Annotated in this window: 17 protein-coding genes; 11 read left to right on the forward strand and 6 right to left on the reverse strand. The window is 67.4% G+C overall.

What is annotated here, in order from left to right; translation table 11 throughout:
* Positions 1-304: 304 nt before the first annotated feature.
* From ACSQ3D_RS17265 to purU, 5 genes are all read right to left on the reverse strand, one after another.
* Complete coding sequence (locus ACSQ3D_RS17265; protein ID WP_436127697.1) at positions 305-880, reverse strand: hypothetical protein; 576 nt, start codon at positions 878-880, stop codon at positions 305-307.
* Positions 881-1,253: 373 nt separating this feature from the next.
* Positions 1,254-2,786 carry an FAD-linked oxidase C-terminal domain-containing protein gene (locus tag ACSQ3D_RS17270; RefSeq protein ID WP_436127698.1) on the reverse strand — a complete coding sequence of 511 codons (1,533 nt, stop codon included), beginning with the start codon at positions 2,784-2,786 and terminating at the stop codon, positions 1,254-1,256.
* Between the two features lie 225 nt (positions 2,787-3,011).
* Positions 3,012-3,545 carry an N-acetyltransferase family protein gene (locus tag ACSQ3D_RS17275; protein ID WP_436127699.1) on the reverse strand — a complete coding sequence of 178 codons (534 nt, stop codon included), beginning with the start codon at positions 3,543-3,545 and terminating at the stop codon, positions 3,012-3,014.
* A 130-nt stretch (positions 3,546-3,675) separates the two neighbouring features.
* Positions 3,676-4,581 carry a LysR substrate-binding domain-containing protein gene (locus ACSQ3D_RS17280; protein ID WP_436127700.1) on the reverse strand — a complete coding sequence of 302 codons (906 nt, stop codon included), beginning with the start codon at positions 4,579-4,581 and terminating at the stop codon, positions 3,676-3,678.
* A 174-nt stretch (positions 4,582-4,755) separates the two neighbouring features.
* Positions 4,756-5,607, reverse strand: a complete 852-nt coding sequence (gene purU, locus ACSQ3D_RS17285) for a formyltetrahydrofolate deformylase (protein ID WP_056410008.1) — start codon at positions 5,605-5,607, stop codon at positions 4,756-4,758.
* 136 nt (positions 5,608-5,743) lie between these two features.
* Here purU and ACSQ3D_RS17290 point away from each other — a divergent pair, with 136 nt between their 5' ends.
* A complete protein-coding gene (locus ACSQ3D_RS17290; protein ID WP_436127701.1) occupies positions 5,744-8,005 on the forward strand; it encodes a putative bifunctional diguanylate cyclase/phosphodiesterase in 2,262 nt (753 codons plus the stop codon).
* Between the two features lie 219 nt (positions 8,006-8,224).
* On the opposite strand, the gene ACSQ3D_RS17295 is transcribed toward ACSQ3D_RS17290, so the two are convergent.
* A complete protein-coding gene (locus ACSQ3D_RS17295) occupies positions 8,225-9,157 on the reverse strand; it encodes a ChaN family lipoprotein (RefSeq protein WP_436127702.1) in 933 nt (310 codons plus the stop codon).
* Positions 9,158-9,229: 72 nt separating this feature from the next.
* On the opposite strand from ACSQ3D_RS17295, the gene ACSQ3D_RS17300 reads away from it, so the two are divergent.
* The 10 genes from ACSQ3D_RS17300 (at position 9,230) to ACSQ3D_RS17345 (ending at position 24,015) form a co-directional block, all read left to right on the forward strand.
* The gene (locus tag ACSQ3D_RS17300; RefSeq protein WP_436127703.1) at positions 9,230-11,215 is read left to right on the forward strand and encodes a type IV pili methyl-accepting chemotaxis transducer N-terminal domain-containing protein; all 1,986 of its coding nucleotides are present in this window, start codon (positions 9,230-9,232) and stop codon (positions 11,213-11,215) included.
* Entirely contained in the window at positions 11,212-11,943 is a 732-nt protein-coding gene (locus tag ACSQ3D_RS17305) for a response regulator (protein ID WP_436127704.1), read from the forward strand. The genes ACSQ3D_RS17300 and ACSQ3D_RS17305 overlap by 4 nt, the downstream gene beginning before the upstream one ends.
* A gap of 494 nt (positions 11,944-12,437) precedes the next feature.
* A complete protein-coding gene (locus tag ACSQ3D_RS17310; RefSeq protein ID WP_436127705.1) occupies positions 12,438-13,748 on the forward strand; it encodes an MFS transporter in 1,311 nt (436 codons plus the stop codon).
* A 22-nt stretch (positions 13,749-13,770) separates the two neighbouring features.
* A complete protein-coding gene (locus ACSQ3D_RS17315; protein ID WP_436127706.1) occupies positions 13,771-15,192 on the forward strand; it encodes an MFS transporter in 1,422 nt (473 codons plus the stop codon).
* Between the two features lie 167 nt (positions 15,193-15,359).
* Positions 15,360-19,163 (forward strand): nitrate reductase subunit alpha, encoded by a 3,804-nt coding sequence (locus tag ACSQ3D_RS17320; protein WP_436127707.1) that lies wholly within the window; start codon positions 15,360-15,362, stop codon positions 19,161-19,163.
* A 23-nt stretch (positions 19,164-19,186) separates the two neighbouring features.
* Positions 19,187-20,710, forward strand: coding sequence for a nitrate reductase subunit beta (narH, locus tag ACSQ3D_RS17325; RefSeq protein WP_436127708.1), 1,524 nt, complete (start codon positions 19,187-19,189; stop codon positions 20,708-20,710).
* Positions 20,711-20,866: 156 nt separating this feature from the next.
* Complete coding sequence (gene narJ, locus ACSQ3D_RS17330; protein WP_436127709.1) at positions 20,867-21,571, forward strand: nitrate reductase molybdenum cofactor assembly chaperone; 705 nt, start codon at positions 20,867-20,869, stop codon at positions 21,569-21,571.
* Positions 21,568-22,308 (forward strand): respiratory nitrate reductase subunit gamma, encoded by a 741-nt coding sequence (narI, locus tag ACSQ3D_RS17335; protein WP_436127710.1) that lies wholly within the window; start codon positions 21,568-21,570, stop codon positions 22,306-22,308. The genes narJ and narI overlap by 4 nt, the downstream gene beginning before the upstream one ends.
* A gap of 24 nt (positions 22,309-22,332) precedes the next feature.
* Entirely contained in the window at positions 22,333-23,289 is a 957-nt protein-coding gene (locus ACSQ3D_RS17340) for a peptidylprolyl isomerase (RefSeq protein ID WP_436127711.1), read from the forward strand.
* Between the two features lie 45 nt (positions 23,290-23,334).
* Positions 23,335-24,015, forward strand: coding sequence for a carbonic anhydrase (locus ACSQ3D_RS17345; protein WP_436127712.1), 681 nt, complete (start codon positions 23,335-23,337; stop codon positions 24,013-24,015).
* Positions 24,016-24,139: the final 124 nt, after the last annotated feature.

Here is a 24,139-nt window from a genome sequence, read left to right on the forward strand (position 1 = left end):
TTGCGTCGCCAAGAGAAAGTCACCAAAGAGAAGGCGACCCCAAGTCTGCGACCCCTTCGCGTTGCGAAGGGGCGACCTGCGTCGGGGCGTTTGCGGGGTGCGCCGTGGAACTCACTGCGCGCTGCGCGCTTCGTTCAGACAGCCACGGCGAGCTAGACAACGAGGCATGGGCGCTCCGACGCCCATGCTCACCCCGCAACCGCCCCGCCGCAGGCGCAGCCACAGGGGTGGGGAGCCGAACAGCCAACAGCCGGACAGCCACACGGGCCGTCGCGTTGCTCGGCCGCGGCCGGGGCTGCGTCAGCTAGCGTGCCGCCTCATCCGCCGCCATGTTGGCTGCGTGTTCTTCCTGCAGATGCTGCGCAATCTGTGCCCAGGCCAGCTTGGCGTCGGCGTCTTGCGCCCAGGCGTAGCAGCTGGCGATGTGCATGGCAGTCACCGCATGGTGCGGGTCGAGCGCGAAGGCCACCTCGCACTGCAGCGCCGCTTGCCGCCACATCGCGGTCGCATCTTCAGATCCTTCTTTCTGTAGCGCATGGGCTTCTGCTATCCACGCCTGACCTAGTCGGAACGCCGCCGCGTGCAGCCCGGGGTCGGCGTCGTGCGCGCGTTGGAACAACACCCCCGCCTGCCGCCACAACGCGCGTGCTGCTGCGAAGTTTTGCGTGGCTATGGCCTGCGCCTGGCCGACCAGGGCGTTGCCGGATTGGAGGAGGGTGGAGGGAGAGTCGCTGGGCATGGGTTTAAGAGGAGGGGCGATACGGCTGCGGATTGTCCGGGGTTTTTCTTGGGTGCACTCGGCCAGAAGCGGGTACCCAGTGAAGGAGAGGGTGATCTGCCAACGTTGGTGCAGTTGGTCTTTAGGAAAGACTCTGAGCACTTGCAAAATGGACAGTGGTCTTGTCGGACCCTATCTCAACATTCGAACAGTGAATGATGCTAAATCGATTGCAGCTACTGTGATTGCAACTGGGCCCCAAACAACTAGGAAAGCGAAGAGATTCTTTTGTTTGCGAAGTAGAAGACCTGCAGCAACTGCTTGAACAGCAAAAAAACCGACAGCTATCCGAGCTAGGGAGTGCCTCGATTCCTCTGTCCCCATTCCAGTAAAAAGCAGGAGTGCAAGCGTGGCGCAGCCAATGAGTGGCAAGCCAATAACCACAGACGCGATAGCTGGCAATCGTTTCATATGGTCAGGTCAAGTATCGGATGTGCCGGAACAGGCATCGTTAGATACTAACGGCGGCCACCCATCAAAACCGCGGCAAATCCGGATGCTTGATCTGCCCTCCGCGCACCAGCATCTTCCCGTACTCCGCACACCGATTCAGCGTAGGGATCACCTTCCCCGGATTCAACAACCCCGCCGGGTCGAACGCGTGTTTCAGCCCTAACATCTGCGCGTTCTCCTCGGCCGTGAACTGTACGCACATGCTGTTGAGCTTTTCCACGCCCACGCCGTGTTCGCCCGTCACTGTGCCGCCCATGGCCACGCTGGTCTCCAGGATGTCGGCGCCGAACAGTTCGCAGCGGTGCAGTTGGTCGGCGTCGTTCGCGTCGAAAAGGATCAGCGGATGCAGGTTGCCGTCGCCTGCGTGGAACACGTTGGCGCAGCGCAGTTGGTACTTCTTCTCCATCTCCTGGATGGCCAGCAGGATGTCGGCCAGACGCTTCCTCGGGATGGTCGAGTCCATGCACATGTAGTCGGGGCTGATGCGGCCGCTGGCGGGGAAGGCGTTCTTGCGGCCGCTCCAAAAGCGCAGGCGTTCGGCCTCGTCGTGGCTGACCGAGATGGCAGTGGCGCCAGCCGCGCGCAGCACGTCGCTCATGCGGCCGATTTCTTCTTCCACCTCTTCGGGCGTGCCGTCGCTCTCGCACAGCAGGATGGCCTCGGCGGTCAGGTCGTAGCCGGCTTTGACGAAGTCTTCCACGGCGGCGGTCATGGGCTTGTCCATCATCTCCAGGCCCGCGGGGATGATGCCGGCCGCGATGACCGCGGCCACGGCGTCGCCGGCTTTACGCACGTCGTCGAAGCTGGCCATGATGCAGCGCGCCAGCTGGGGCTTGGGGATCAGGCGCACCGTCACTTCGGTGATGACGGCGAGCATGCCTTCGCTGCCGACCACGGCGGCCAGCAGGTCGTAGCCGGGGGTGTCCAGCGCCTGGCTGCCGAATTCGACGGGCTCGCCGTCCACGGTGAAGCCCTTCACGGCCAGCACGTTGTGCACCGTGAGGCCGTATTTCAGGCAGTGCACGCCGCCGGAATTTTCGGCCACGTTGCCGCCGATGGTGCAGGCGATCTGGCTGCTGGGGTCGGGGGCGTAGTACAGGCTGTACGGTGCGGCGGCTTCGCTGATGGCCAGGTTGCGCACGCCGCTCTGCACGCGCGCTGTGCGGCTGACCGGGTCCACGTCAAGGATGCGGTTGAACTTGGCCAGCGACAGCGTGACGCCCATCGCATGCGGCATGGCACCGCCCGACAGGCCCGTGCCCGCGCCGCGGGCCACCACGGGCACCTGCAGGTGGTGGCAGGCCTGGAGCACGGCCTGCACCTGGTCGTACGTTTCGGGCAGGCACACGACCAGCGGACGCTGGCGGTAGGCGGTGAGGCCGTCGCATTCATACGGCGTGGTGTCTTCGGCATTCCACAGCAGGGCGTGGGCGGGCACCACGCGGCCCAGGGCCTGCACGACCTCGGCCTGGCGCGCGGCGCGCTCGGACGGTATGGACCCGGCCGGTGCGTGCGCGGCTGCAGGGGCGGTAGGGGTGGCGGCGGGAGTCTGCATGCCGCCACTGTAGGGGATGGCGGTAGACGCGGGCGTGAGATTTTTGCAGAGCGGCCGTGAAAATCCTGGCGAGGCCGCGGGCTGTGCGTCTTGGCTGCGGCCACTCGTCGCGGCGACCTCTGCAGTTTTCACTACCGACTTGCCACCCACACTGGGCCGTATGCGGGTCGCTCACTACCCGCTACCCGCTCGCTATCCAAGCAATGCACAAGCACTACTCAACCACTACCCACCGCTGGGCGCCAGCCAGGCCGTGTACCGCAGCTCCTGCAGGGTGGCGCCCGCCACCGTGATGCTTTTGACCCCATCCGCATCCGGCGCAAATCCCTGCCGTGTGTAGAACCGGATGGCAGGCGCGTTGGCCGCCAGCACCCACAGGCTCGCTTCTGCCTTGCCACGGGCCAACAGGTGCTCGCGGGCGTGCTGCCACAGGGCATGCCCCGTGCCGCGGGCCCAACGCGCCGGGTCCACATAGATGGCCCAGACTTCGCCCCGCGTGGCGGGCGCTCCGGGGTCGCGGCAGTCGCCCAGGGCGATCCAGCCGGCCACCGCGCCGTCGCTGTCGTCCTGCGCCAGCAGCACCTCGGGTGCGCCCTGGGCAATCGCTTGGGCCCAGTAGCCTTCGCGTTGCGCCGCGGACATGGCGGCCAGGTAGGCGGCGTCGATGATGCCGGCGTACGCCGCCTGCCAGGCCGCAACGTGGATGCGCGCGATGGCGTTGGCGTCGGCGGGCTGTGCAGGGCGGATGGTGAGATTCATGTCGGCAGGTGGTGGATGGATACGACGGTGATGGTGATGGTGCGTTGTCGCGGTGTTGCAGTGGTGTGTGGGTGAACCGATGGCGCGATGAACTGGCGCAGCGGCGAGCCATGCGCACCGCTGCCGCCACTCACACCATCGTCTTGCGCAGCCAGTCGGCAAAGGCCGCGCATTCCCAGCGGTCCATGGTGCCGGTGCGCCAGCACAGGTAGTGCGCGTGCGGGCTGGCCGTGTCGGTGTCGAACAGGCGTACCAGTGTGCCGTTCTCCAGCCACGGCGCACCGAGCTTCAGCCGCACCAGGGCCACGCCCATGCCCGCAGATGCGGCGTCGCACATCAGGCCGATGTCGTTGAACTGCGAGCCCTCGCTGGGCTCGGCCCAGTCCAAAGCGGTGGCGGCGAACCAGGTGCGCCAGGGCTCCAGCGGGCTGCGCAGCAGGGGCACGCCCTCCAGGTCCTCGGGTTTGTCGAAGGGCCCGTGCTCGCGCACGAACGCGGGCGAGGCCAGGGGCGTGACCACGTCGCGCGCCAGCTCCACATGCTCCACATCGGCATAGTGGCCGGGGCCAAAGCGCACCATCAGGTCGGCGTCTTCGGCCACCACGTCCAGCAGCGGGATGGATACCTGCAGCGCCAGGTCGATCTCGGGGTAGGCCTCGGTGAACTGCCGCAGGCGCGGGATGAGGATGGTGCGCGCAAACGTGGGCGTGACGGCCAGCTTGAGCCGCCGGCGCCCGGGTGCCGATGCCGCCCCGGGAAACCGCTGCAGCGCCCCCAGCCCCTCGCGCACATGGGCCAGGTAGGCGCTGCCTTCGGTGGTCAGCGAAAAGTCGGCCCGCCCGAACAGCCGCACGCCCAGGATCTGCTCGAGCTGCTTGACCCGGTGGCTCACCGCGCTGGGCGTGACGCACAGCTCCTCGGCCGTCTGCGTCACGCTGCGCAGGCGCGCCAGCGCTTCGAACGTGAGCAGGCACTGGATGGGCGGTATGCGCCGCGCCGCGCTGTTCTGGAAGGTCGAAGGGGTCGCCGCAGCCATGTCAGCCAACCTCCGCGCTGCGCACTGGGCACAGCGCTTGAAACCGGCACACCCCCGGCGAGGGCCGCCGGGCAAGGGCCGCCCCGCCGCGCTGGCGGCGTCCCCCTGCCTGCGGTGCACCGCGCTGCGAGAGCGGGAGGACGGCGCGAAGCGACTCGGGGGGGTGTTGCATTGCTACTTGAAGACGACGGTCTTGTGGCCGTTCAGGATCACGCGGTGCTCGCTGTGCCACTTCACCGCGCGGGCCAGCACCTGGCTTTCGGTGTCGCGGCCGCGGGCGGTCAGGTCTTCCACCGTGTCGGTGTGGTCGGCACGGGCCACGTCCTGCTCGATGATGGGGCCTTCGTCCAGGTCGGCCGTCACGTAGTGGGCGGTGGCGCCGATGAGCTTCACGCCGCGGTCGTGGGCCTGGTAGTAGGGCTTGGCGCCCTTGAAGCTGGGCAGGAAGCTGTGGTGGATGTTGATCGCCCGTCCGGCCAAAGCTTGACACAGATCAAGAGAAAGGACCTGCATGTAGCGCGCCAGCACCACCAGCTCGGCCCCTTCGGCCTCGATAATCTCAAGCTGCCTGGCTTCGGCCTGCGGCTTGGTGGCAGCGGTCACCGGAATGTGGTGAAACGGCACGTTGTAGCTGGCCGCCAGTTGGTAGAAGTCGCGGTGGTTGCTGACGATGGCGCGGATGTCGATGGGCAAGAGGCCGCTCTTCCAGCGGAACAGCAGGTCGTTCAGGCAGTGGCCCTCCTTGCTGACCATGAGCACCGTCTTCATGGGCGCTGCCGTGGCGTGCAGGCTCCAGCGCATGGTGTGGGGCTCTGCAAAGCTGGCCAGGCGGGTCTTGAGCGTGGCGTGGTCGTGCTGGTCGCAGGCGAACTGCACCCGCATGAAGAACAGACCCGTGGCGTGGTCGTTGTACTGCGCGGCTTCTTCGATGTTGCCGCCGTGCTCCAGCAGGAAGCCGGAGACAGCGTGCACCAGCCCCAGGCGGTCGGGGCAGGACAGGGTAAGGATGTAGGCGTTGGTCGTCATAGCCGCGACATTGTCGCAGCATGGCTGGCACCGTGTGGCCGCGCCCTTTGCGGCCTTAGTACGGCCGGTGGGCGGATAACGGGGGAAATCGATGGTCAATCCGGGCGAGGTCCCGCGTTTCGCTCCCTGGCGGGGGATGCTGCTGTACCTGGTGCTCGGGGTGGCCTGGGTGTTTGCGGGCGACGCGCTGCTGGCGCACTGGGTGACCGACCCTGCGCGGATCACCCACTGGCAGACCTGGAAGGGCTGGGGCTATGTGCTGCTGACCAGCGCGCTGGCCTGGTGGATGCTGCGGCGCATGCGCCGCGCCGAGAAGGTGCGCTGGGCCACGGCGCGGGAGCTGTCGCAGGTGGTGCGCCATGCGCCCGCCGGGTTCGCGCGGGTGGCGCCGGACGGGCGCTTCCTGTGGGCCAACGAGCGGCTCTGTGCCCTGCTGGGCGTGACGCTGGCGCAAGTGCGCATCCTCAACTTCCGCGATGTGATGCTGGCGCGCGAGCCGGACGGCGCCACCCTGCAGCTGGCCCGCCTGCTGGCAGGCGAGATCGATCACTATGTGGACGAGCGCGAATGCCAGCCCCCCGGCGGTGGCCGCAGGGTGCCGGTGCTGTGCACCGTGACGCAGATCCCCGAGGCCGGCGACGAGCCCGCGCACCTGGTCTGCGTGGTGCAGGACCTCGACGAGATCACGGCCGCGCGCGCCGCGCTGCAGTCCAGCGAAACCCGCCAGCGCCTGGCCGCCACGGTGGTGGACAACACCGTCGAGGGCGTGGTGGTGACCGACGCCCACAGCCGCATCCTGTCGGTCAACGCGGCCGTCACGCGCCTTTTGGGCTACACCGAGGAGGAGCTGCTGGGCAAGACGCCGCGTGTGTTCAAGTCCGGCCGGCACGACCGCGCGTTCTACGATGCCCTGTGGGGCACGCTGCGCCAGACGGGTCACTGGCAGGGCGAGATCTGGAACCGCCGCAAGAACGGCGAGGTCTTCCCCGAGCACATGTCGCTGTCCGCCGTGCGCGACCCGGCGGGAGAGGTGACGCACTACGTGTGCATGTTCACCGACATCTCCGAAGAAAAGGCGCACCAGCGGCAGCTTGAATTCCTGGCGCACAACGACGCGCTCACGGGGTTGTCCAACCGCGCCTGGTTCGGGCACCAGGTCGAGCAGGTGGTGCAGGAGGCGCGCGCCAGCGGTGAGCACATCGCCGTGCTGCTGCTCAACCTGGACCGCTTCAAGGACGTGAACGACAGCTACGGCCACACCACCGGCGACGAGGTGCTCAAGCACATTGCGCGGCAGGTGCAGTCGGCCCTGCGGCCCGGCGACGTGCTGGGGCGCCTGGCCGGCGACGAGCTGGCCGTGGTGGCGCGCCACATGCGCCATGCCGACGGGGCGGCGGCCGTGGCGCGCCACCTGATCGCCGCCGTGGCCGAGCCCTGGCGCTCGCCCGAAGGCTTCGAGGTGGTGGCCGGGGTCAGCGTGGGCATCTGCATGTTCCCCGAGCATGCGGCCACCACCGAGCTGCTGCTGCAGGGCGCCCACGCGGCGGTGTACGGCGCCAAGGCGCGGGGCCGCGGCGCGTGGTGCTTCTTCCACGAGGCGATGACCCAGGCCGCGCGCGAGCGGCTGGCGCTCGAATCCCGCCTGCGGCTGGCGCTGGCGCTCGGGCATCTGCAGATGTACTACCAGCCGCAGGTGGATATCCGCACCGGCCGCATCCTGGGCGCCGAGGCGTTGGTGCGCTGGAACGACCCCGATGAGGGGCTGATATCGCCCGCGCGCTTCATCCCGGTGGCCGAGACCTCGGGCGTGATCGGCCCGCTGGGCGAATGGGTGTTGCGCGAGGTCTGCCGCCAGGGCCAGCAGTGGCGCGCCGAAGGCCTGCCCGACCTGACGCTGGCCGTGAACGTGTCGCCGCGCCAGTTCCACCTCACCGACCTGGCGGGCTGCACCTCGGCGGCGCTGGCGGACTCGGGCCTTCCGAGCGAGTGGCTGGAGCTGGAGATCACTGAATCCGCGCTGGCCGAGCGCACCGAAGAAGCACGCGAGGTGCTGCTGCGCCTGCGCAGCCTGGGCGTGCGCATCGCGGTGGACGACTTCGGCACCGGCTACTCGTCGCTGGCGCAACTCAAGCGCTTTCCGATCGACGTGCTCAAGATCGACCAGGGCTTCATCCGCGACATTCCGCAAAGCGCGGACGACATGGCCATCAGCGCGGCCATCATCGCCATGGGGCACAGCATGGGGCTGTCGGTGCTGGCCGAAGGCGTGGAGGACGAGGGGCAACTGGCCTTTCTGCAAGAGCGTGGGTGCGACGCGTACCAGGGCTATTTGTGCAGCCGGCCGCTGCCCGCGGATGCGTTTGCGGCGTTGCTGCGGGAGCGTAGCGGGGGGCGTTGAAGGGGAAGAACGACGGGCCCACCTTGGCCCGCTGCCACGTTGGCTACGGGACCCGTGCTCCATGACTCCACCCGTTCGGGCTGAGCCCTGTGGCAGGCTCAGAACAGGTTTGCCGAAGCCTCGCGCCGCGCTTCGACAAGCTCAGCGTGAACGGATGGGGGATTTTTTGAACGCATGCATGCATGCATGAACGCATGAATGTATGAATGCACGCCGGCCTCACCGCGCCGGGTTTGCGCCCTTGCCCCACTGCTCGCGCAGCTCTGCGCAGTGGTCCTTGGCGGGCAGGGCAGGGGTGGCAACGATGGCGTCCGCATCTGCATCCGTGTCTGCATTCATATTTGCAGGCGCTTCTTTTTTGATAGCTGCTTGCGCTTCTCCCGCCTGTGCCAGGGCCACTTTGGACGTCAAGCCTGCAGGCAGGTGCGTGGGTACGCCCAGGCTGCGCAGCACATGGCCACCACCGGCAATCAGCAGCACGGTCTGGCCGCTCACGCGCGCTTCGGTCGCGGTGCGGGCCATGGCGGCGTCCCGGGCGATCTGGATGCGGGCCATGGGAGCGATCTGCGACTCGGGCAGCAGGCCGCAGTGGCCCTCGCGCAGCGCCTCGTACTGGCGCTGCAGAGCGGGCGCGGGCAGGTGCCGGTCCCACGCGGTATCGGCCATGGCGTCGCGCATGCGGGCGCGGGGCAGGTTGCCGCCCCACACCGGCACGCCCGCAGCCACGGCGGCCATCACCACCGGGCCGTAGGCCTTCCAGGGCCAGGCGGCGTCCTTCCACTGCAGGGCGGCCTGCACCTGGGCCTCGGTGGCGTCGCGGGGCAGGCCGGTGGTGCTGTGGCCTTGCTCGGCCATCTCCATCACCACGGCCGCCAGCTGGCCCCGGGCGGCCAGCGCCTGCACGGTGTCGCGCTGCCACTGCTGGTGCTCGGCGGCGTCGTGCTTTTCGCCCAGCAGCAGCACATCGGCGGGCAGCAGGGCCTGCAGGCGCGTGGGCCAGGCGGTGGTGGAGATGGAGGTGGCAGAGTTGGGCGATGAGGCCGTGGTAGCTGTGCCCAGGCCTGTGCAGCCACCCAGCAGCGCCAGGCTGGCCACTGCGAGCCAAGGTGCTGCGCAGCGAAATGCGGAGAAGGTCGATGGCGGTGTGTGCATGGCGCGATGCTACGCGGGGCGCACTTGATGCAGGTCAAGACCGGCGCCACACGCCCTGCCTAGACTGGGGGCATGCGGTCCCAGCCCACTCTCACCACCAAGCTCCTGGCCCTGGGCGCGGGCTTTTTGCTGGTGGCGCTCGTGTCCATCAGCCTCACGCTGTGGGTGACCTGGAAGCTCGAAGGCGGCGCCGCCGCCGTGAACGAGGCGGGGCGGCTGCGCATGAACATGCTGCGCATGGTGCTGGTGCTGCAGACCGAGCCGCACGACACCGTGCAGCGTGCGGTGCAGGAGCGCGCGCGATTGTTCGACGCCAGCCTGGATCTGCTGCGCACGGGCGACCCGTCGCGCCCGCTGTTCGTGCCCTGGAGCGGCGAGACACGCGCGCGGTTCGACGCCGTCCGCACCCAGTGGGCCCAGGCCCGCAGCGCATGGGTGGGCCCGCAGCCACCCGACCGCGCGCAGACGCTGGCGCAGGCCGATGCTTTTGTGCAGCAGGTGGACGGCTTCGTGGATGCCATCGAGCTGCAGATCGCGGGCTGGACGGCCGCGCTGCATCTGTTTCAGCTGTGCATGATGGCGCTGGCCATCGTGGCCGCCGTGACCTTCATGGCCGTGAGCTACCTGCTGGTGATCAACCCCGTGGCGCGCCTGCAGCAGGCCCAGGCCCGGCTGCGCCAGGGCGAGCTGGGCACGCGCCTGCCGGTGGACACCGACGACGAGTTCGGCCAGCTGTCGGCGGGCTTCAACCTCATGGCGCACGCGCTGCAGGCCTCGCACGACGAACTGGAGCACAAGGTGCGCGAGAAGACCGCGAGTGTCGAGGTCCAGAACCAGCGCCTGGCCGCGCTGTACGGCGTGAGCGAGCTGACCTCCACCGCCAGCAGCCTGGAGCTGCTTGCCCAGGGCTTCGTGCAGCAGATCCGCCGCGTGGCCGGGGCCGATGCGGCGGCGGTGCGCTGGTCCGACGAGGCCAACGAGCGCTACGTGCTGCTGGCCGGCGACGGCCTGCCCCAGGCGCTGTCGGATGGCGAGCACTGCCTGCACACCGGCAGCTGTCTGTGCGGCCAACCGCAGGCCGTGGCGCGCACGCGGGTCATCCCCATCACGCCATCTACCCCGGTGGCGTTGCCGCACTGCCGCGACGCGGGATTCCAGACCATGGTGACCATCCCGGTGCAGATGCAGCAGCGGGTGCTGGGCGAGGTGGACCTGTTCTTTCGCTCGCCGGTGGAGCTGACCGACGAGGTGCGCGACCTGCTCGAAGCGATGACGCGCCACCTGGCCAGCGCCATGGAAGGCCTGCGCGCCACGGCGCTGGAGCGCGAGGCCGCCGTGGCCGAAGAGCGCGGCCTGCTCGCGCGCGAGCTGCACGACTCCATCGCCCAGTCGCTTGCGTTCCTCAAGATCCAGACCCAGCTGCTGCGCGACGCGGTGGCGCGCGGCGACGAGGCCAAGCGCGACCGCAGCATCGGCGAGCTGGATGTGGGCGTGCGCGAGTGCTACGCCGACGTGCGCGAACTGCTGGTGCACTTTCGCACCCGCACCAGCGAGGAAGACATCGAGTCCGCGCTGCGCGCCACGCTGTCCAAGTTCGAGCACCAGACCGGCATGGCCACCGCGCTCAGCATGGTGGGCCACGGGCTGCCGCTCCCGGCAGACTTGCAGATCCAGGTGCTGCACATGGTGCAGGAGGCGCTGTCCAACGTGCGCAAGCACTCGGGCGCCACGCGGGTCGAGCTGCGCGTGCACCGCCACCCGCGCTGGCGCTTCGAGGTGCAGGACAACGGCAAGGGCTTTGATGTGGCCCAGGTGCCGCCCAACTCGCTGCACGTGGGCCTGGGCATCATGCGCGAGCGGGCCCACCGCGTGGGCGCGGTGCTGCAGGTGCACGCGGCGCCGGGCGAGGGCACGCGCGTGTGCATCGAGATGCCCACGGTGGCGGCCGGTACGCCCACCGCCACGCCGGCTACGCCTGCGTCCACGCGGCCCGCCGTGCCCATGGCGACAACCCCCCGGCCAGCCGTCGCCGACCTGATGGAGATGCCCGCCCCATGACGACCATGCCATCCCCCGTGGCCGCTGCGCCCGTCACGCTGCTGGTGGTGGACGACCACACCCTGTTCCGGCGCGGTCTCATCGCGCTGCTGGCGCAGGACGCGGGCCTGCAGGTCATCGGCGAGGCGGGCGACGCCGCCGAGGCCCTGCGCCTGGCGCCGCAGCTGCTGCCCCAGGTCATCCTGCTGGACAACCATCTGCCCGGCGTGATGGGTGTGGATGCGATCCGCGGCCTGCGCGAGGTGGCGCCTGCGTCGCGGGTGCTCATGCTCACCGTGAGCGAAGACGCGCAGGACCTGGCCGCCGCGCTGCGCAACGGCGCGCAGGGCTACCTGCTCAAGACCATCGACGGCGACCTGCTGGCCGAGGCCATCCGCCGCGCAGCCCGCGGCGAGCCCGTGGTCAGCCCCGAGCTGATGGGCAAGCTGGTGGCGGCGTTCCAGTCGCAAGGCGCGCCCGGGATGGCAGCGGCAGCGCCCGCTGCAGCGCCGCCGGTGGCACCCGCGTCCGCGACCGAGCCCGTCAGCGGCACGGCCCCGCTGTCGCCGCGCGAGGAAGACGTGCTGCGCGAAATCACGCGCGGCGCCAGCAACAAGGAGATCGCGCGCACGCTGGACATCGCCGAGACCACGGTGAAGATCCACGTGCAGCACATCCTGCGCAAACTGGGCCTCACCTCGCGCGTGCAGGCGGCGGTCTACGCCTCGGACCGCCAGCGCACGGAGTAGCTGCGGTTTGCTGCAGACCTCTCGGGCGTCATGGTTAGGTTGCTATTAAATCAATAGCTGCTAGCGCCTTTAGATCAAGCGGTAGGGCCTGTTTGGTGTGATGGATGACCCGCCCAAGACCGCAAATCTTCTCAACCGTTCGGGCTGAGCCAGTCGAAGCCAGGGCGTGCCTCGGGCGTGCAAGGCTTCGACAAGCTCAGCCCGAACGGATGGGGGGGTATCTGAGGCATATGGCTCATCAGGCTCGGTAGCGCTGATCGGGCTGATAGCGCTCATGACGCTCATGGCGCTCAGAGGGCTCATTGGTCTCGTCGGTCTCATGGGGCTCGAAATTCTCCTTCGGCGGCCGCTCCCCCTAGTTCTTTCGGACGATGCCTCAGCAGGCCGCACTAGTCCTTCTGCCGCCGCCCGGCTGTGCTTGCGAAGGATGTTCAGCGCGGCCCTGAAAACAGACCATTGCAGGCAACCACAAAGAGAAGAAGAGGACCCGCGCAATGGCATCCACCGCCCCCACGGCACACGCCACCTTGCCCCCCGGCGACAGCCCGCAGCGCACGCGCCAGGCCTGGTCGGTGCTCATCGTCAGCACCTTCGCCTTCACCGTCTGCTTCATGGTCTGGATGATGTTCGGCGTCATCGGCATCCCCATCAAGAAGATGCTCAACCTGAACTCCACGCAGTTCGGGCTGCTGATGTCCATGCCCGTGCTCACAGGCTCGCTGGTGCGGGTGCCGCTGGGCATCTGGACCGACCGTTTCGGCGGCCGCATCGTGATGGCCGCCGTCATGGCCGCCACGGTGCCCGCCATCTGGATGATGGGCTACGCCACCGAGTACTGGCACTTTCTCACCATCGGCCTGTTCGTGGGCCTGGCGGGCGGCTCGTTCTCGGTGGGCACGCCCTATGTGGCCCGGTGGTTCCCCAAGCACCGCCAGGGCACGGCCATGGGCGTGTACGGCGCGGGCAACTCGGGCGCGGCGGTCAACAAGTTCCTCGCCCCCGTGCTGCTGGTGGCCTTCGGCTGGGCCATGGTGCCGCAGGTGTACGCGGCCATCATGCTCGGCACGCTGGTGCTGTTCTGGCTGTTCAGTTACAGCGACCCGGCGCACCTGGTACCCAGCAACGTCCGGTTCACCGACCAGCTCAAGGCATTGAAGGACCCCAAGGTGCTCAAGTACTGCCAGTACTACAGCATCGTGTTCGGCGGCTACGTGGCGCTGTCGTTGTGGATGGTGCAGTACTACGTGGGCGAGTTCGGCCTGGACATCCGCGTCGCGGCTTTGCTGGCGGCCTGCTTCTCGTTGCCGGGCGGCGTGCTGCGCGCCATCGGCGGCATGCTCAGCGACAAGTACGGCGCGCACAGCGTGACCTGGTGGGTGATGTGGGTGAGCTGGATCTGCCTGTTCCTGCTGAGCTATCCGCAGACCGACTTCACCATCGCCACCGTCAATGGCGCAAAGACCTTCCACATCGGCCTGAACGTGTACTTGTTCACCGGCCTCATGTTCCTCTTGGGCATCTGCTGGGCCTTCGGCAAGGCCAGCGTCTTCAAGTACATCAGCGACGATTACCCCCAGAACATCGGCGCCATCAGCGGCATCGTGGGCCTGGCCGGCGGCATGGGTGGGTTCGTGCTGCCCATCCTGTTCGGCGCGCTCATGGACCTCACGGGCATCCGCTCCAGCGCTTTCATGCTGATGTACGGCGTGGTGTGGGTCTCGCTCATCTGGATGTACTTCACCGAAGTGCGCAACACCCGCCTCATGGGCCCGCAGGCCGCCGCGGCCACGGCTGCCGCCCGCTGACTTTTCACCAAGGACCCCACCCATGTCTGCCACCAACACCCCCCGCGCCCGCCAGGGGCGCCTGCTCACCCTGTGGGCCCCGGAGGACAAGTCCTTCTGGGAACGCGAAGGCGAGGCCATCGCCAAGCTCAACCTGTGGATCTCGGTGCCCGCCCTGTTCCTGGCCTTTGCCATCTGGCAGGTCTGGAGCGTGGTCGCCGTGGGCCTGCCGGGCCTCGGGTTCAAGTATTCGACCAACCAGTTGTTCTGGCTGGCAGCCGCACCCGCGCTCTCGGGCGCCACGCTGCGCATCTTCTACTCGTTCATGGTGCCGCTGGTGGGTGGGCGCCGGTGGACGGCGATCTCCACCGCCTCGCTGCTGATCCCCGCCATCGGCATCGGCTTTGCGGTGCAGGACAACACCACCGCCTACCCCACCATGCTGATGCTGGCGCTGCTGTGCGGCCTGGGCGGCGGCAACTTCAGCTCCAGCATGGCCAACATCAGCTTCTTCTTTCCGAAGGAGCGCAAGGGCTCGGCGCTGGGCGTGAATGCGGGCCTGGGCAACCTCGGCGTGTCGGTGGTGCAGTTCCTGAGCCCGCTGGTCGTCACGGCGGGCATCTTCGGCATCTTCGGGGGCGAAGGCCAGGCCATCGTCAAGGACGGCCAGGCCGTGCAGGTCTGGACGCAGAACGCCGCCTTCATCTGGGTGCCCTGGATTGCTCTCACCGCGCTGGTCGCCTGGTTCGGCATGAACGACATCGCCGACGCCCGCGCCTCGTTCGCCGCGCAGGCCGCCATCTTCAAGCGTAAGCACAACTGGCTGATGTGCGTGCTGTACCTGGGCACCTTCGGCTCGTTCATCGGCTATGCGGCGGGCTTTCCGCTGCTCATCAAGAGCCAGTTCCCCGGCGTGAACCCGCTGGCCTATGCCTGGCTGGGCCCGCTGGTGGGCGCGGTGATCCGGCCGTTTGGCGGCTGGCTGGCCGACAAGCTCGGCGGTGCGCGCGTCACGCTGTGGAACTTCCTCGTCATGGCCGTGGCCGTGGTGGGTGTCACGTTCTTCCTGCCCTCCGGTGGCCCTGAAGGGAACGAAGGCCAGTTCGCGGGCTTCTTCGTGTGCTTTCTGGTGCTGTTCCTCACCACCGGCATCGGCAATGGCTCGACTTTTCGCATGATCCCCGTGATCTTCCTGACCGAGGCCCTGCGCGATGTGGACCCCCGCAACGCCGCCGCCGTGGCCCACGCCAACAAGGAGGGCAACACCCTGGGCGCCGCCACGCTGGGCTTCACCGCCGCCATGGCCGCGTACGGCGGGTTCTTCATTCCCAAGAGCTACGGCAGCTCCATCGCACTGACGGGCAGCCCGCATGCGGCGCTGTGGACGTTTTTCGCGTTCTACATCGTTTGCATCGTCATCACCTGGTGGCACTACGCGCGCCGGAACGCGGCCATGCCCTGCTGAAGAACAAGTAACCCCCTGAGCCGCTTCGCGTCTTCCCCACCAGGGGGACGTCGCCAGCGGCCTGGCAAAGCCACTTCCGCGGCAACCCCCGACTGAGACACGCCGGTATTGCACGCGGTACGCAGATGGCAAGCCATAGAGATACCCAAGAACCCAAGGAGCCCCCGATGAGCCATTTCCTCGATCGCCTCACCTACTTCTCCCAACCGCGCGAGACCTTTGCCGACGGCCACGGCCAGACCAATGGCGAAGACCGCACCTGGGAAGACGCCTATCGCGACCGCTGGGCGCACGACAAGATCGTGCGCTCCACGCACGGCGTGAACTGCACAGGCAGCTGCAGCTGGAAGATCTACGTCAAGGGCGGCATCGTCACCTGGGAAACCCAGCAGACCGACTACCCCCGCACCCGCCCCGACCTGCCCAACCACGAGCCCCGCGGCTGCGCGCGCGGCGCCAGCTACAGCTGGTACCTGTACAGCGCCAACCGCGTGAAGTACCCCATGGTGCGCGGCCGCTTGCTCAAGCACTGGCGCGCTGCGCTGGCGCTGGCCAAGAGCCCGGTGGACGCCTGGGCCAGCATCGTCGAGAACGATGCGTCCAAGCGCGAATGGCAAAAGCAGCGCGGCCTGGGCGGCTTCGTGCGCAGCACCTGGGACGAGGTCAACCAGATGATCGCTGCCGCCAACGTGTACACCATCAAGCAGCACGGGCCGGACCGCATCATCGGCTTCTCGCCCATCCCGGCGATGTCGATGATCTCGTACGCCGCAGGCAGCCGCTACCTCAGCCTGATCGGCGGCGTGTGCATGAGTTTCTACGACTGGTACTGCGACCTGCCGCCCAGCAGCCCGCAGACCTGGGGTGAGCAGACCGACGTGCCCGAGTCGGCCGACTGGTACAACAGCTCGTACATCATTGCCTGGGGCTCCAACGTGCCCCAGACGCGCACGCCCGATGCGCACTTCTTGACCGAGGTGCGCTACAAGGGCACCAAGGTCGTGTCCATCACGCCCGACTATTCCGAAGTCGCCAAGCTGGGCGATTTGTGGATGCACCCCAAGCAGGGCACGGACGCCGCCGTGGCCATGGCCATGGGCCATGTGATCCTGCAAGAGTTCTACTTCAAGGACGGCGGCAAGGGCCGCTCGGCGTACTTCGACGACTACGCGCGCCGCTACACCGACCTGCCGCTGCTGGTGGTGCTCAAGGAAAAGACACTGCCCGACGGCCGCACGGTGATGGTGCCCGACCGCTATGTGCGCGCCAGTGACTTCCCCGGCCAGCTCGACCAATCGAACAACCCCGACTGGAAAACCGTGGGCTACGACGAGCTGGGCCAAGTCGCGCTGCCCAACGGCTCCATCGGCTTTCGCTGGGGTGCGGACGGCCGGGCCGACCAGGGCCTGTGGAACCTGGAGAACAAGGAAGCGCGCACCGGCAATACCGTGCGGCTCAAGCTGTCGGTGATCGAAGACGGCGAGCAGCCGCACGACGTGGCGGATGTGGCCTTCCCGTACTTTGGCGGCGTGGCCACGCCCAACTTCACCGCCAACGAACAGGGCAGCGACGTGATGGTGCGCCGTGTGCCGGTGAGCCATCTCGACCTGGCGGGCCACGAAGCCCAGGGCCGCGTGATGGTGGCCACGGTGTTCGACCTGCTGGCCGGCAACTACGGCATCGACCGCGGCCTTCCAGGCGAAGAACCCGGCGGTGGCTACGACGCCGACCGTCCCTATACGCCTGCATGGCAAGAGGCCATCACCGGCGTGCCGCGCGAGCAGATCATCGCCGTGGCGCGCCAGTTTGCCGACAACGCCGACAAGACGCAGGGCAAGTCCATGGTGATCATCGGCGCGGCGATGAACCACTGGTACCACTGCGACATGAACTACCGCGGCATCATCAACATGCTGATGCTGTGCGGCTGCATTGGCCAGAGTGGTGGCGGCTGGGCGCACTACGTGGGCCAGGAAAAGCTGCGGCCCCAGACCGGCTGGACGGCGCTGGCCTTTGCGCTGGACTGGATCCGTCCGCCGCGCCAGATGAACAGCACGAGCTTCTTTTATGCCCACACCGACCAGTGGCGCTACGAGAAGCTGGGCATGGAAGAAATCCTCTCGCCCCTGGCCGATGCCAGCGCCTACCACGGCGCGCAGATCGACTACAACGTGCGTGCCGAGCGCATGGGCTGGCTGCCGTCCGCACCCCAGCTCAAGACCCATCCGATGCAGGTGGCCAAGGATGCCGCTGCGGCCGGAATGGATGCGAAGGACTACGTCGTCAAGTCCTTGAAGGACGGCACGCTCACGATGAGCTGCGAAGACCCGGACCACCCCGCCAACTGGCCGCGCAACATGTTCGTGTGGCGCTCCAATATTTTGGGATCGTCGGGCAAGGGGCATGAGTACTTCCTCAAGCACCTGCTGGGCACCACCCACGGCGTGCAGGGCAAGGATCTGGGCAAGAACGAAGCCAAGCCCGAGGAGGTGCAGTGGCACACCCACGCGCCCGAAGGAAAGCTCGACCTGCTGGTCACGCTCGACTTCCGCATGAGCACCACCTGCCTGTATTCGGACATCGTGCTGCCCACGGCCACCTGGTATGAGAAGAACGACCTCAACACCAGCGACATGCACCCCTTCATCCACCCGCTGTCCACCGCGGTGGACCCTGCCTGGCAGGCCAAGAGCGACTGGGAGATCTACAAGGGCTTCGCCAAGGCCGTGAGCGAGGTCAGCGTGGGCCACCTGGGCGTGGAAAAAGACGTGGTGCTCACGCCCATCATGCACGACACCCCCGGTGAAATGGCGCAGCCCTACGGCGTGCGCGACTGGAAAAGGGGCGAGTGCGAACTCATCCCCGGCAAGACCGCGCCGCAGGTCACTGTGGTCGAGCGCGACTACCCCAACCTCTACAAGCGCTTCACCGCCCTGGGCCCGCTGATGGACAAGGCCGGCAACGGCGGCAAGGGCATCGGCTGGAACACGCAGACCGAAGTGGGCCAGCTGGGCGATTTGAACGGCCGCGTGAAGGAAGAGGGCGTGACGCAGGGCATGCCCCGCATCGTGACCGACATCGACGCCACCGAAGTAGTGATGATGCTGGCGCCCGAGACCAACGGCCACGTGGCCTGCAAGGCCTGGGAGGCCCTGGGCAAGCAGACCGGGCGCGACCACGTGCACTTGGCGCTGCACCGCGAGGACGAGAAGATCCGCTTTCGCGACATCCAGGCGCAGCCGCGCAAGATCATCAGCTCGCCCACCTGGTCGGGTCTGGAGAGCGAGAAGGTCAGCTACAACGCGGGCTACACCAATGTGCACGAGTACATCCCATGGCGCACCCTCACCGGCCGCCAGCAGTTCTACCAGGACCATCCGTGGATGCGCGACTTCGGTGAAGGCTTTGTGAGCTACCGCCCACCGGTGCACTTGAAGACCCTGCACGAGGTCGAGGGCAAGAAGCCCAACGGCAACAAAGAGATCGCGCTGAACTTCATCACGCCGCACCAGAAGTGGGGCATCCACAGCACCTACAGCGACAACCTGATGATGCTCACTTTGAACCGCGGGGGATCGGTGGTGTGGCTGAGCGAAGACGACGCCGCCCGCGCGGGCATCGTGGACAACGACTGGGTCGAACTCTTCAACACCAACGGCGCCATCGCGGCCCGCGCGGTGGTGAGCCAGCGTGTGAACCCCGGCATGGTGATGATGTACCACTCGCAAGAAAAGATCATCAACACCCCCGGCTCCGAGATCACCGGCACGCGCGGCGGCATCCACAACTCGGTCACCCGCATCGTGCTCAAGCCCACGCACATGATCGGCGGCTACGCGCAGTACAGCTACGGCTTCAACTACTACGGAACCATCGGCACCAACCGCGACGAGTTCGTGCTGGTGCGCAAGATGGACCGCGTGGACTGGCTCGATGACGAGCCAACGTCCAGCACTGCAGCCCACGCCTGAAGCCGAAGACAAGGAGAAACACGATGAAAATTCGCGCACAAATCGGCATGGTGCTGAACCTGGACAAGTGCATCGGTTGCCACACCTGTTCGGTCACCTGCAAGAACGTCTGGACCAGCCGCCCCGGGGTGGAATACGCCTGGTTCAACAACGTCGAGACCAAGCCCGGCATCGGTTACCCCAAGGAATGGGAAAACCAGGACAAGTGGAACGGCGGCTGGGTGCGCAACCCGGACGGCTCCATCGCCCCCCGCCAGGGCGGCAAGTGGAAGCTGCTCATGCGCATCTTCGCCAACCCCAACCTGCCGCAGATCGACGACTACTACGAGCCCTTCACGTTCGACTACGACCACCTGCAGTCCGCGCCCGAGACCAAGGCCGCGCCCACGGCCCGCCCGCGCAGCCTGATCACCGGCAAGCGCATGGAGAAGATCGAGTGGGGCCCGAACTGGGAGGAAATCCTGGGCGGCGAATTCAGCAAGCGCAGCAAGGACAAGAACTTCGACGATGTGCAAAAGGACATCTACGGCCAGTTCGAGAACACCTTCATGATGTACCTGCCGCGCCTGTGCGAGCACTGCCTGAACCCGGCGTGCGTGGCATCGTGCCCCAGCGGCTCGATCTACAAGCGCGAGGAAGACGGTATCGTGCTGATCGACCAGGACAAGTGCCGTGGCTGGCGCATGTGCGTCTCGGGCTGCCCGTACAAGAAGATCTACTACAACTGGCAGTCGGGCAAGGCCGAGAAGTGCATCTTCTGCTACCCGCGCATCGAGGCGGGCCAGCCCACGGTGTGCTCCGAAACCTGTGTGGGCCGCATCCGCTACCTGGGTGTGCTGCTGTACGACGCAGACCGCATCCAGGAAGCCGCCAGCGTGGAGCGCGACCGCGACCTGTACCAGGCGCAGCTCGACATCTTCCTCGACCCGAACGACCCCGATGTGATCCGCCAGGCCCGCATCGACGGCATTCCGGACAGCTGGATGGACGCCGCGCGCAACAGCCCCGTCTACAAGATGGCGGTGCAATGGAAGGTGGCCCTGCCGCTGCACCCCGAGTACCGCACGCTGCCCATGGTTTGGTATGTGCCGCCGCTCTCGCCCATCACCGCGGCCGCCAACGCGGGCCATGTGGGTGTGAATGGCGACATCCCCGATGTGTCGCAGCTGCGCATCCCCGTGCAGTACTTGGCCAACCTGCTCACCGCCGGCGACACCGGCCCCGTGGTGCGGGCGCTGGAGCGCATGCTGGCCATGCGCACCTACCAGCGCGACAAGCATGTGGAGCAGCGCCAGAACCTGGCCGTGCTCAAGCAGGCCGGCCTGTCGATGGCCGAGGTGGAGGAGATGTACCACGTGATGGCGATTGCCAACTACGAGGACCGCTTCGTCATCCCGTCGGCCCATCGTGAGTACGCCGAGAACGCGTTCGATATCCGGGGCGGCTGCGGCTTCTCGTTCGGCAATGGGTGCTCCGATGGCGCGACGGACGTCAGCATGTTTGGAGGCAAGAAGCCCCGCACGATCCCGATCAAGGCCACGGTATGAAGCACCCCCTCAGTCGCTTCGCGCCATCCCCCTCCAGGGGGACGACGGCCTTGGCTGCGGGGCGGCCCTTGCTGGCCGTCCTCGCGATACCGCTGAGCCGGTTTCGCAGGTCGCTGACTTTGTCCAGTGCCGTAGAGCACTGAAAGGAAAAACACCATGTTCAAGAAGAACCCGACCTCCGTGCGCCTGACCCTGCGCGCCCTGGGCTACCTGCTGAGCTACCCCGATGCGCAACTGCGCAGCGTGATGCCGCAGCTCATCGACGCCCTGCAGTTGGAGCAGGCCCTGACCCCCGAGCGCATGGCCGAGCTTGCGGCCGTGTGCCAGCACCTGGCGGCGCTCGACCCACTGGAAGCCGAAGCCCGCTACGTGGACCACTTCGACCGGGGCCGCCAGACATCGCTGCACCTGTTCGAGCATGTGCACGGCGACTCGCGCGACCGCGGGCCGGCGCTCATCGACCTGCTGCAGACCTACGACAAGGCGGGCTTGCAGTTCGAGGCCGAGGAGCTGCCCGACCACCTGCCGGTGGTGCTGGAGTTCGCCTCCACGCAGCCTGTGGAAGTAGCCCGTGAATTTTTGGGCGAGATGGCCCACATCCTCAACGCGCTGTTCAGTGCGCTGGTAGCGCGCGGCAGCCCCTATGCCAGCGTGATCGCCGCGGTGCTCGAAGTCTCGGGCCAGCGCGTGCAGTCGGTGGCGCTCACGCCCGAGCCCCCCATGGACGAAGTCTGGGCCGAGCCCGAAGCGTTTGGTGGCTGCAGTACCCAGGGCCAGGCCAAGCCCGACCAGCCGCAGCCTGTGCACTTTGTTCGTACCCCCTCCCGCGCCGAGCGGGCCCCTGAAGGAGCAGCGCTATGACTCTCGATGCCTGGATCAATACCCTCCTGTTCGGTATCTACCCCTATGTGTGCCTGACGGTGTTTTTTGTCGGCAGCTGGATCCGGTTCGACCGCGACCAGTACACCTGGAAGAGCGACTCGTCGCAGATGCTGCGCACCGGCAGCCTGCGCTGGGGCGGCAACCTGTTCCATGTGGGCGTCATCTTTTTGTTCTTCGGCCATTTCGTGGGCATGCTCACGCCCCACGCCTGGTACGGGCCATTCTTCACCGCTGGCACCAAGCAGATCGTGGCGATGACCCTGGGCGGCATCGCGGGCCTGATGGCGCTGGTGGGGCTGACCCTGCTGCTGCACCGCAGGCTCTCCGACGACCGCCTGCGCGCCACCTCCAAAACGAGCGACATCCTGATCCTGGTCTTGCTGTGGCTGCAGCTGGTGCTGGGCCTGGCGACCATTCCGCTGTCGGCGCAGCATCTGGACGGCTCCATGATGATGAAGCTCGCCGACTGGGGGCAGCGCGTGGTCACCTTCCGCACGGGCGGCGTGGAACTGCTGGCCGACAGCGGCTGGGTGTTCAAGGCCCACATGCTGCTGGGCATGACGGTGTTTCTGGTGTTCCCGTTCACCCGCCTGGTGCATGTGTGGAGCGGCTTCGGCACGCTGGCCTATGTGCTGCGCCCCTACCAGGTGGTGCGCGCACGCCGCCTGAACCTGCCGCCCGGCCACCTGCAGTCGCAAGACCGCCGTGGCGTCTGAACCCCACTAACCCAGGAGCACACCATGAGCGGATGTGGAACCGGTGGCTGCGGTTGCAGCACCACCGATAGCAGCAACAACAACCATCAGGGCGCACCCACCAGCGTGCTCACCCCCACGCAGGCAGCCGCCTACGAGGCCCTGGCACTGGCCGTCGCGCACGAACCGGCCCGGGCTCAGTCCAGCCGGCTCGCCGCGCAGCGGGCTGCGGATGGCGCCGCGGTGGCGCGCATCAACGGCATCGCATTGCAGGCTGAAGGCGAGCCCGTGGACGATGAGACCCTGCGCCAGCGGGCGTGCACCGAGCTGCTGCGCCAGGCAGCGCTGCAGGCCGGCCTGCTCGCGGTCGACGACGTGCCAGGTGTGGACGGGGCCATCAGCGGTGCAGCCTCGCAGGCCATCGAGCAACTGCTCGAGCGCGAGCTGAATATCCCCGAGCCGTCCGAAGCAGCCTGCCAGCGCTACCACCAGGCCCACCCCGCCGCGCATGCGCACGGCGAGCGCGCCCACCTGCGCCATGTACTGTTCGCCGTGACGCCGGGCGTGGATGTGAAGGCCCTGCGCCTGCGCGCCGAGGCGATGCTGCTGGACCTGCGCTGCGCGGACGATGGCGGCGTGCGGTTTGCGCAGGCCGCGGCGCAGTGGTCCAACTGCCCGAGCGGCCAGCGCGGCGGCGACCTGGGCTGGCTCACGCGGGCCGACTGCGCGCCCGAGTTCGCGCGCGAAGTGTTCGGCGGCGGCGCGGAGATCGGCGTGCTGGCGCGCCTGGTGCACAGCCGCTTCGGCCTGCATGTGGTGGAGGTCGTTGCGCGCGAGGCAGGGCAGTCGCCATCGTTCAACGACGTGCGCCAGGCCGTGGCGCTCACGCTGCGCCAGCAGGCCTGGGTGAATGCGCTGCGCCAATACCTGCAGTTGCTGGCGGGCGCGGCCCGGCTTGAAGGCGTGTCGCTGGATGCGGCGGACTCGCCGCTGGTGCAGTGACACGGCGCGTGGGTCAACCGTGTCACCAATCGCAAGTCATTGTTCATGCCCGACGAGCTACTTGACCGGCTGCGCCGTTTCCATGACGATGCCTTTCCGCAGTACCGGCAGACTTTTCAGGCGCTGGTGGATGAGGGGCAGCACCCCACCACACTGTTCATCGGGTGTTCCGACTCGCGGCTGGTGCCCCACCTGCTGACCGGGGCGGGGCCGGGGGAGTTGTTCCTGGTGCGCAACGTGGGTGCGTTCGTGCCGCCGTACGATGGATCGCACGGGCACCATGGCACCACGGCGGCGATCGAGTTTGCGGTGCTGAACCTGCAGGTGCGGCGCATCATCGTGTGCGGCCACAGTCACTGTGGGGCTATCAAGGCGATGTATGGTGAAGTGTCGCCCGAGGCCCCCAACCTGGACCGCTGGCTGGACCTGGGGCGCGAGGCCTTGTTGCCCGTGCAGGCGGGGCCCGAGGCCCTGCGCCGCACGGAGCAGCGCGCGGTGGTGCTGCAGCTCGAGCGCCTCATGGAGTACCCCATGGTGCGCAGCCGGGTGCAGTCGGGGCAGATCAGCCTGCATGGCTGGCACTATGTGATCGAGGAGGGCGAAGTCCATGTCTTTGATGTCCGAAGTGGTGGCTTTGTGCCGGCGTCCCGCGCCGACAACAGCGGCACCGGCCCGTACCACCCCTATGTGGAGCACGACGGCCAAGTGCTGCTCGACGATGTTTGACGAACCAGGCACAAGCGCTCCACGTTTGCGTCTGCATCCGCGTCTACACCCCGCGTGCCGCGCCGCACAGCGCCACTGCCGTGGCAACGCGTGCTTCTTGACCCAGCGCAAGCCCCTACTGTCG

The organism is Acidovorax sp. LjRoot117, assembly GCF_964252695.1.
Lineage (GTDB): Bacteria > Pseudomonadota > Gammaproteobacteria > Burkholderiales > Burkholderiaceae_C > Acidovorax.

Coding starts and splice junctions, on each gene's coding strand:
- ACSQ3D_RS17300 (WP_436127703.1), top strand. CDS start 9,230: ATGCGGTCCCAGCCCACTCTCACCACCAAGCTCCTGGCCCTGGGCGCG.
- ACSQ3D_RS17295 (WP_436127702.1), bottom strand. CDS start 9,157: ATGCACACACCGCCATCGACCTTCTCCGCATTTCGCTGCGCAGCACCT.
- ACSQ3D_RS17315 (WP_436127706.1), top strand. CDS start 13,771: ATGTCTGCCACCAACACCCCCCGCGCCCGCCAGGGGCGCCTGCTCACC.
- ACSQ3D_RS17275 (WP_436127699.1), bottom strand. CDS start 3,545: ATGAATCTCACCATCCGCCCTGCACAGCCCGCCGACGCCAACGCCATC.
- ACSQ3D_RS17345 (WP_436127712.1), top strand. CDS start 23,335: ATGCCCGACGAGCTACTTGACCGGCTGCGCCGTTTCCATGACGATGCC.
- ACSQ3D_RS17280 (WP_436127700.1), bottom strand. CDS start 4,581: ATGGCTGCGGCGACCCCTTCGACCTTCCAGAACAGCGCGGCGCGGCGC.
- narI (WP_436127710.1), top strand. CDS start 21,568: ATGACTCTCGATGCCTGGATCAATACCCTCCTGTTCGGTATCTACCCC.
- ACSQ3D_RS17305 (WP_436127704.1), top strand. CDS start 11,212: ATGACGACCATGCCATCCCCCGTGGCCGCTGCGCCCGTCACGCTGCTG.
- ACSQ3D_RS17340 (WP_436127711.1), top strand. CDS start 22,333: ATGAGCGGATGTGGAACCGGTGGCTGCGGTTGCAGCACCACCGATAGC.
- ACSQ3D_RS17270 (WP_436127698.1), bottom strand. CDS start 2,786: ATGCAGACTCCCGCCGCCACCCCTACCGCCCCTGCAGCCGCGCACGCA.
- purU (WP_056410008.1), bottom strand. CDS start 5,607: ATGACGACCAACGCCTACATCCTTACCCTGTCCTGCCCCGACCGCCTG.
- ACSQ3D_RS17320 (WP_436127707.1), top strand. CDS start 15,360: ATGAGCCATTTCCTCGATCGCCTCACCTACTTCTCCCAACCGCGCGAG.
- narH (WP_436127708.1), top strand. CDS start 19,187: ATGAAAATTCGCGCACAAATCGGCATGGTGCTGAACCTGGACAAGTGC.
- ACSQ3D_RS17290 (WP_436127701.1), top strand. CDS start 5,744: ATGCTGCTGTACCTGGTGCTCGGGGTGGCCTGGGTGTTTGCGGGCGAC.
- narJ (WP_436127709.1), top strand. CDS start 20,867: ATGTTCAAGAAGAACCCGACCTCCGTGCGCCTGACCCTGCGCGCCCTG.
- ACSQ3D_RS17310 (WP_436127705.1), top strand. CDS start 12,438: ATGGCATCCACCGCCCCCACGGCACACGCCACCTTGCCCCCCGGCGAC.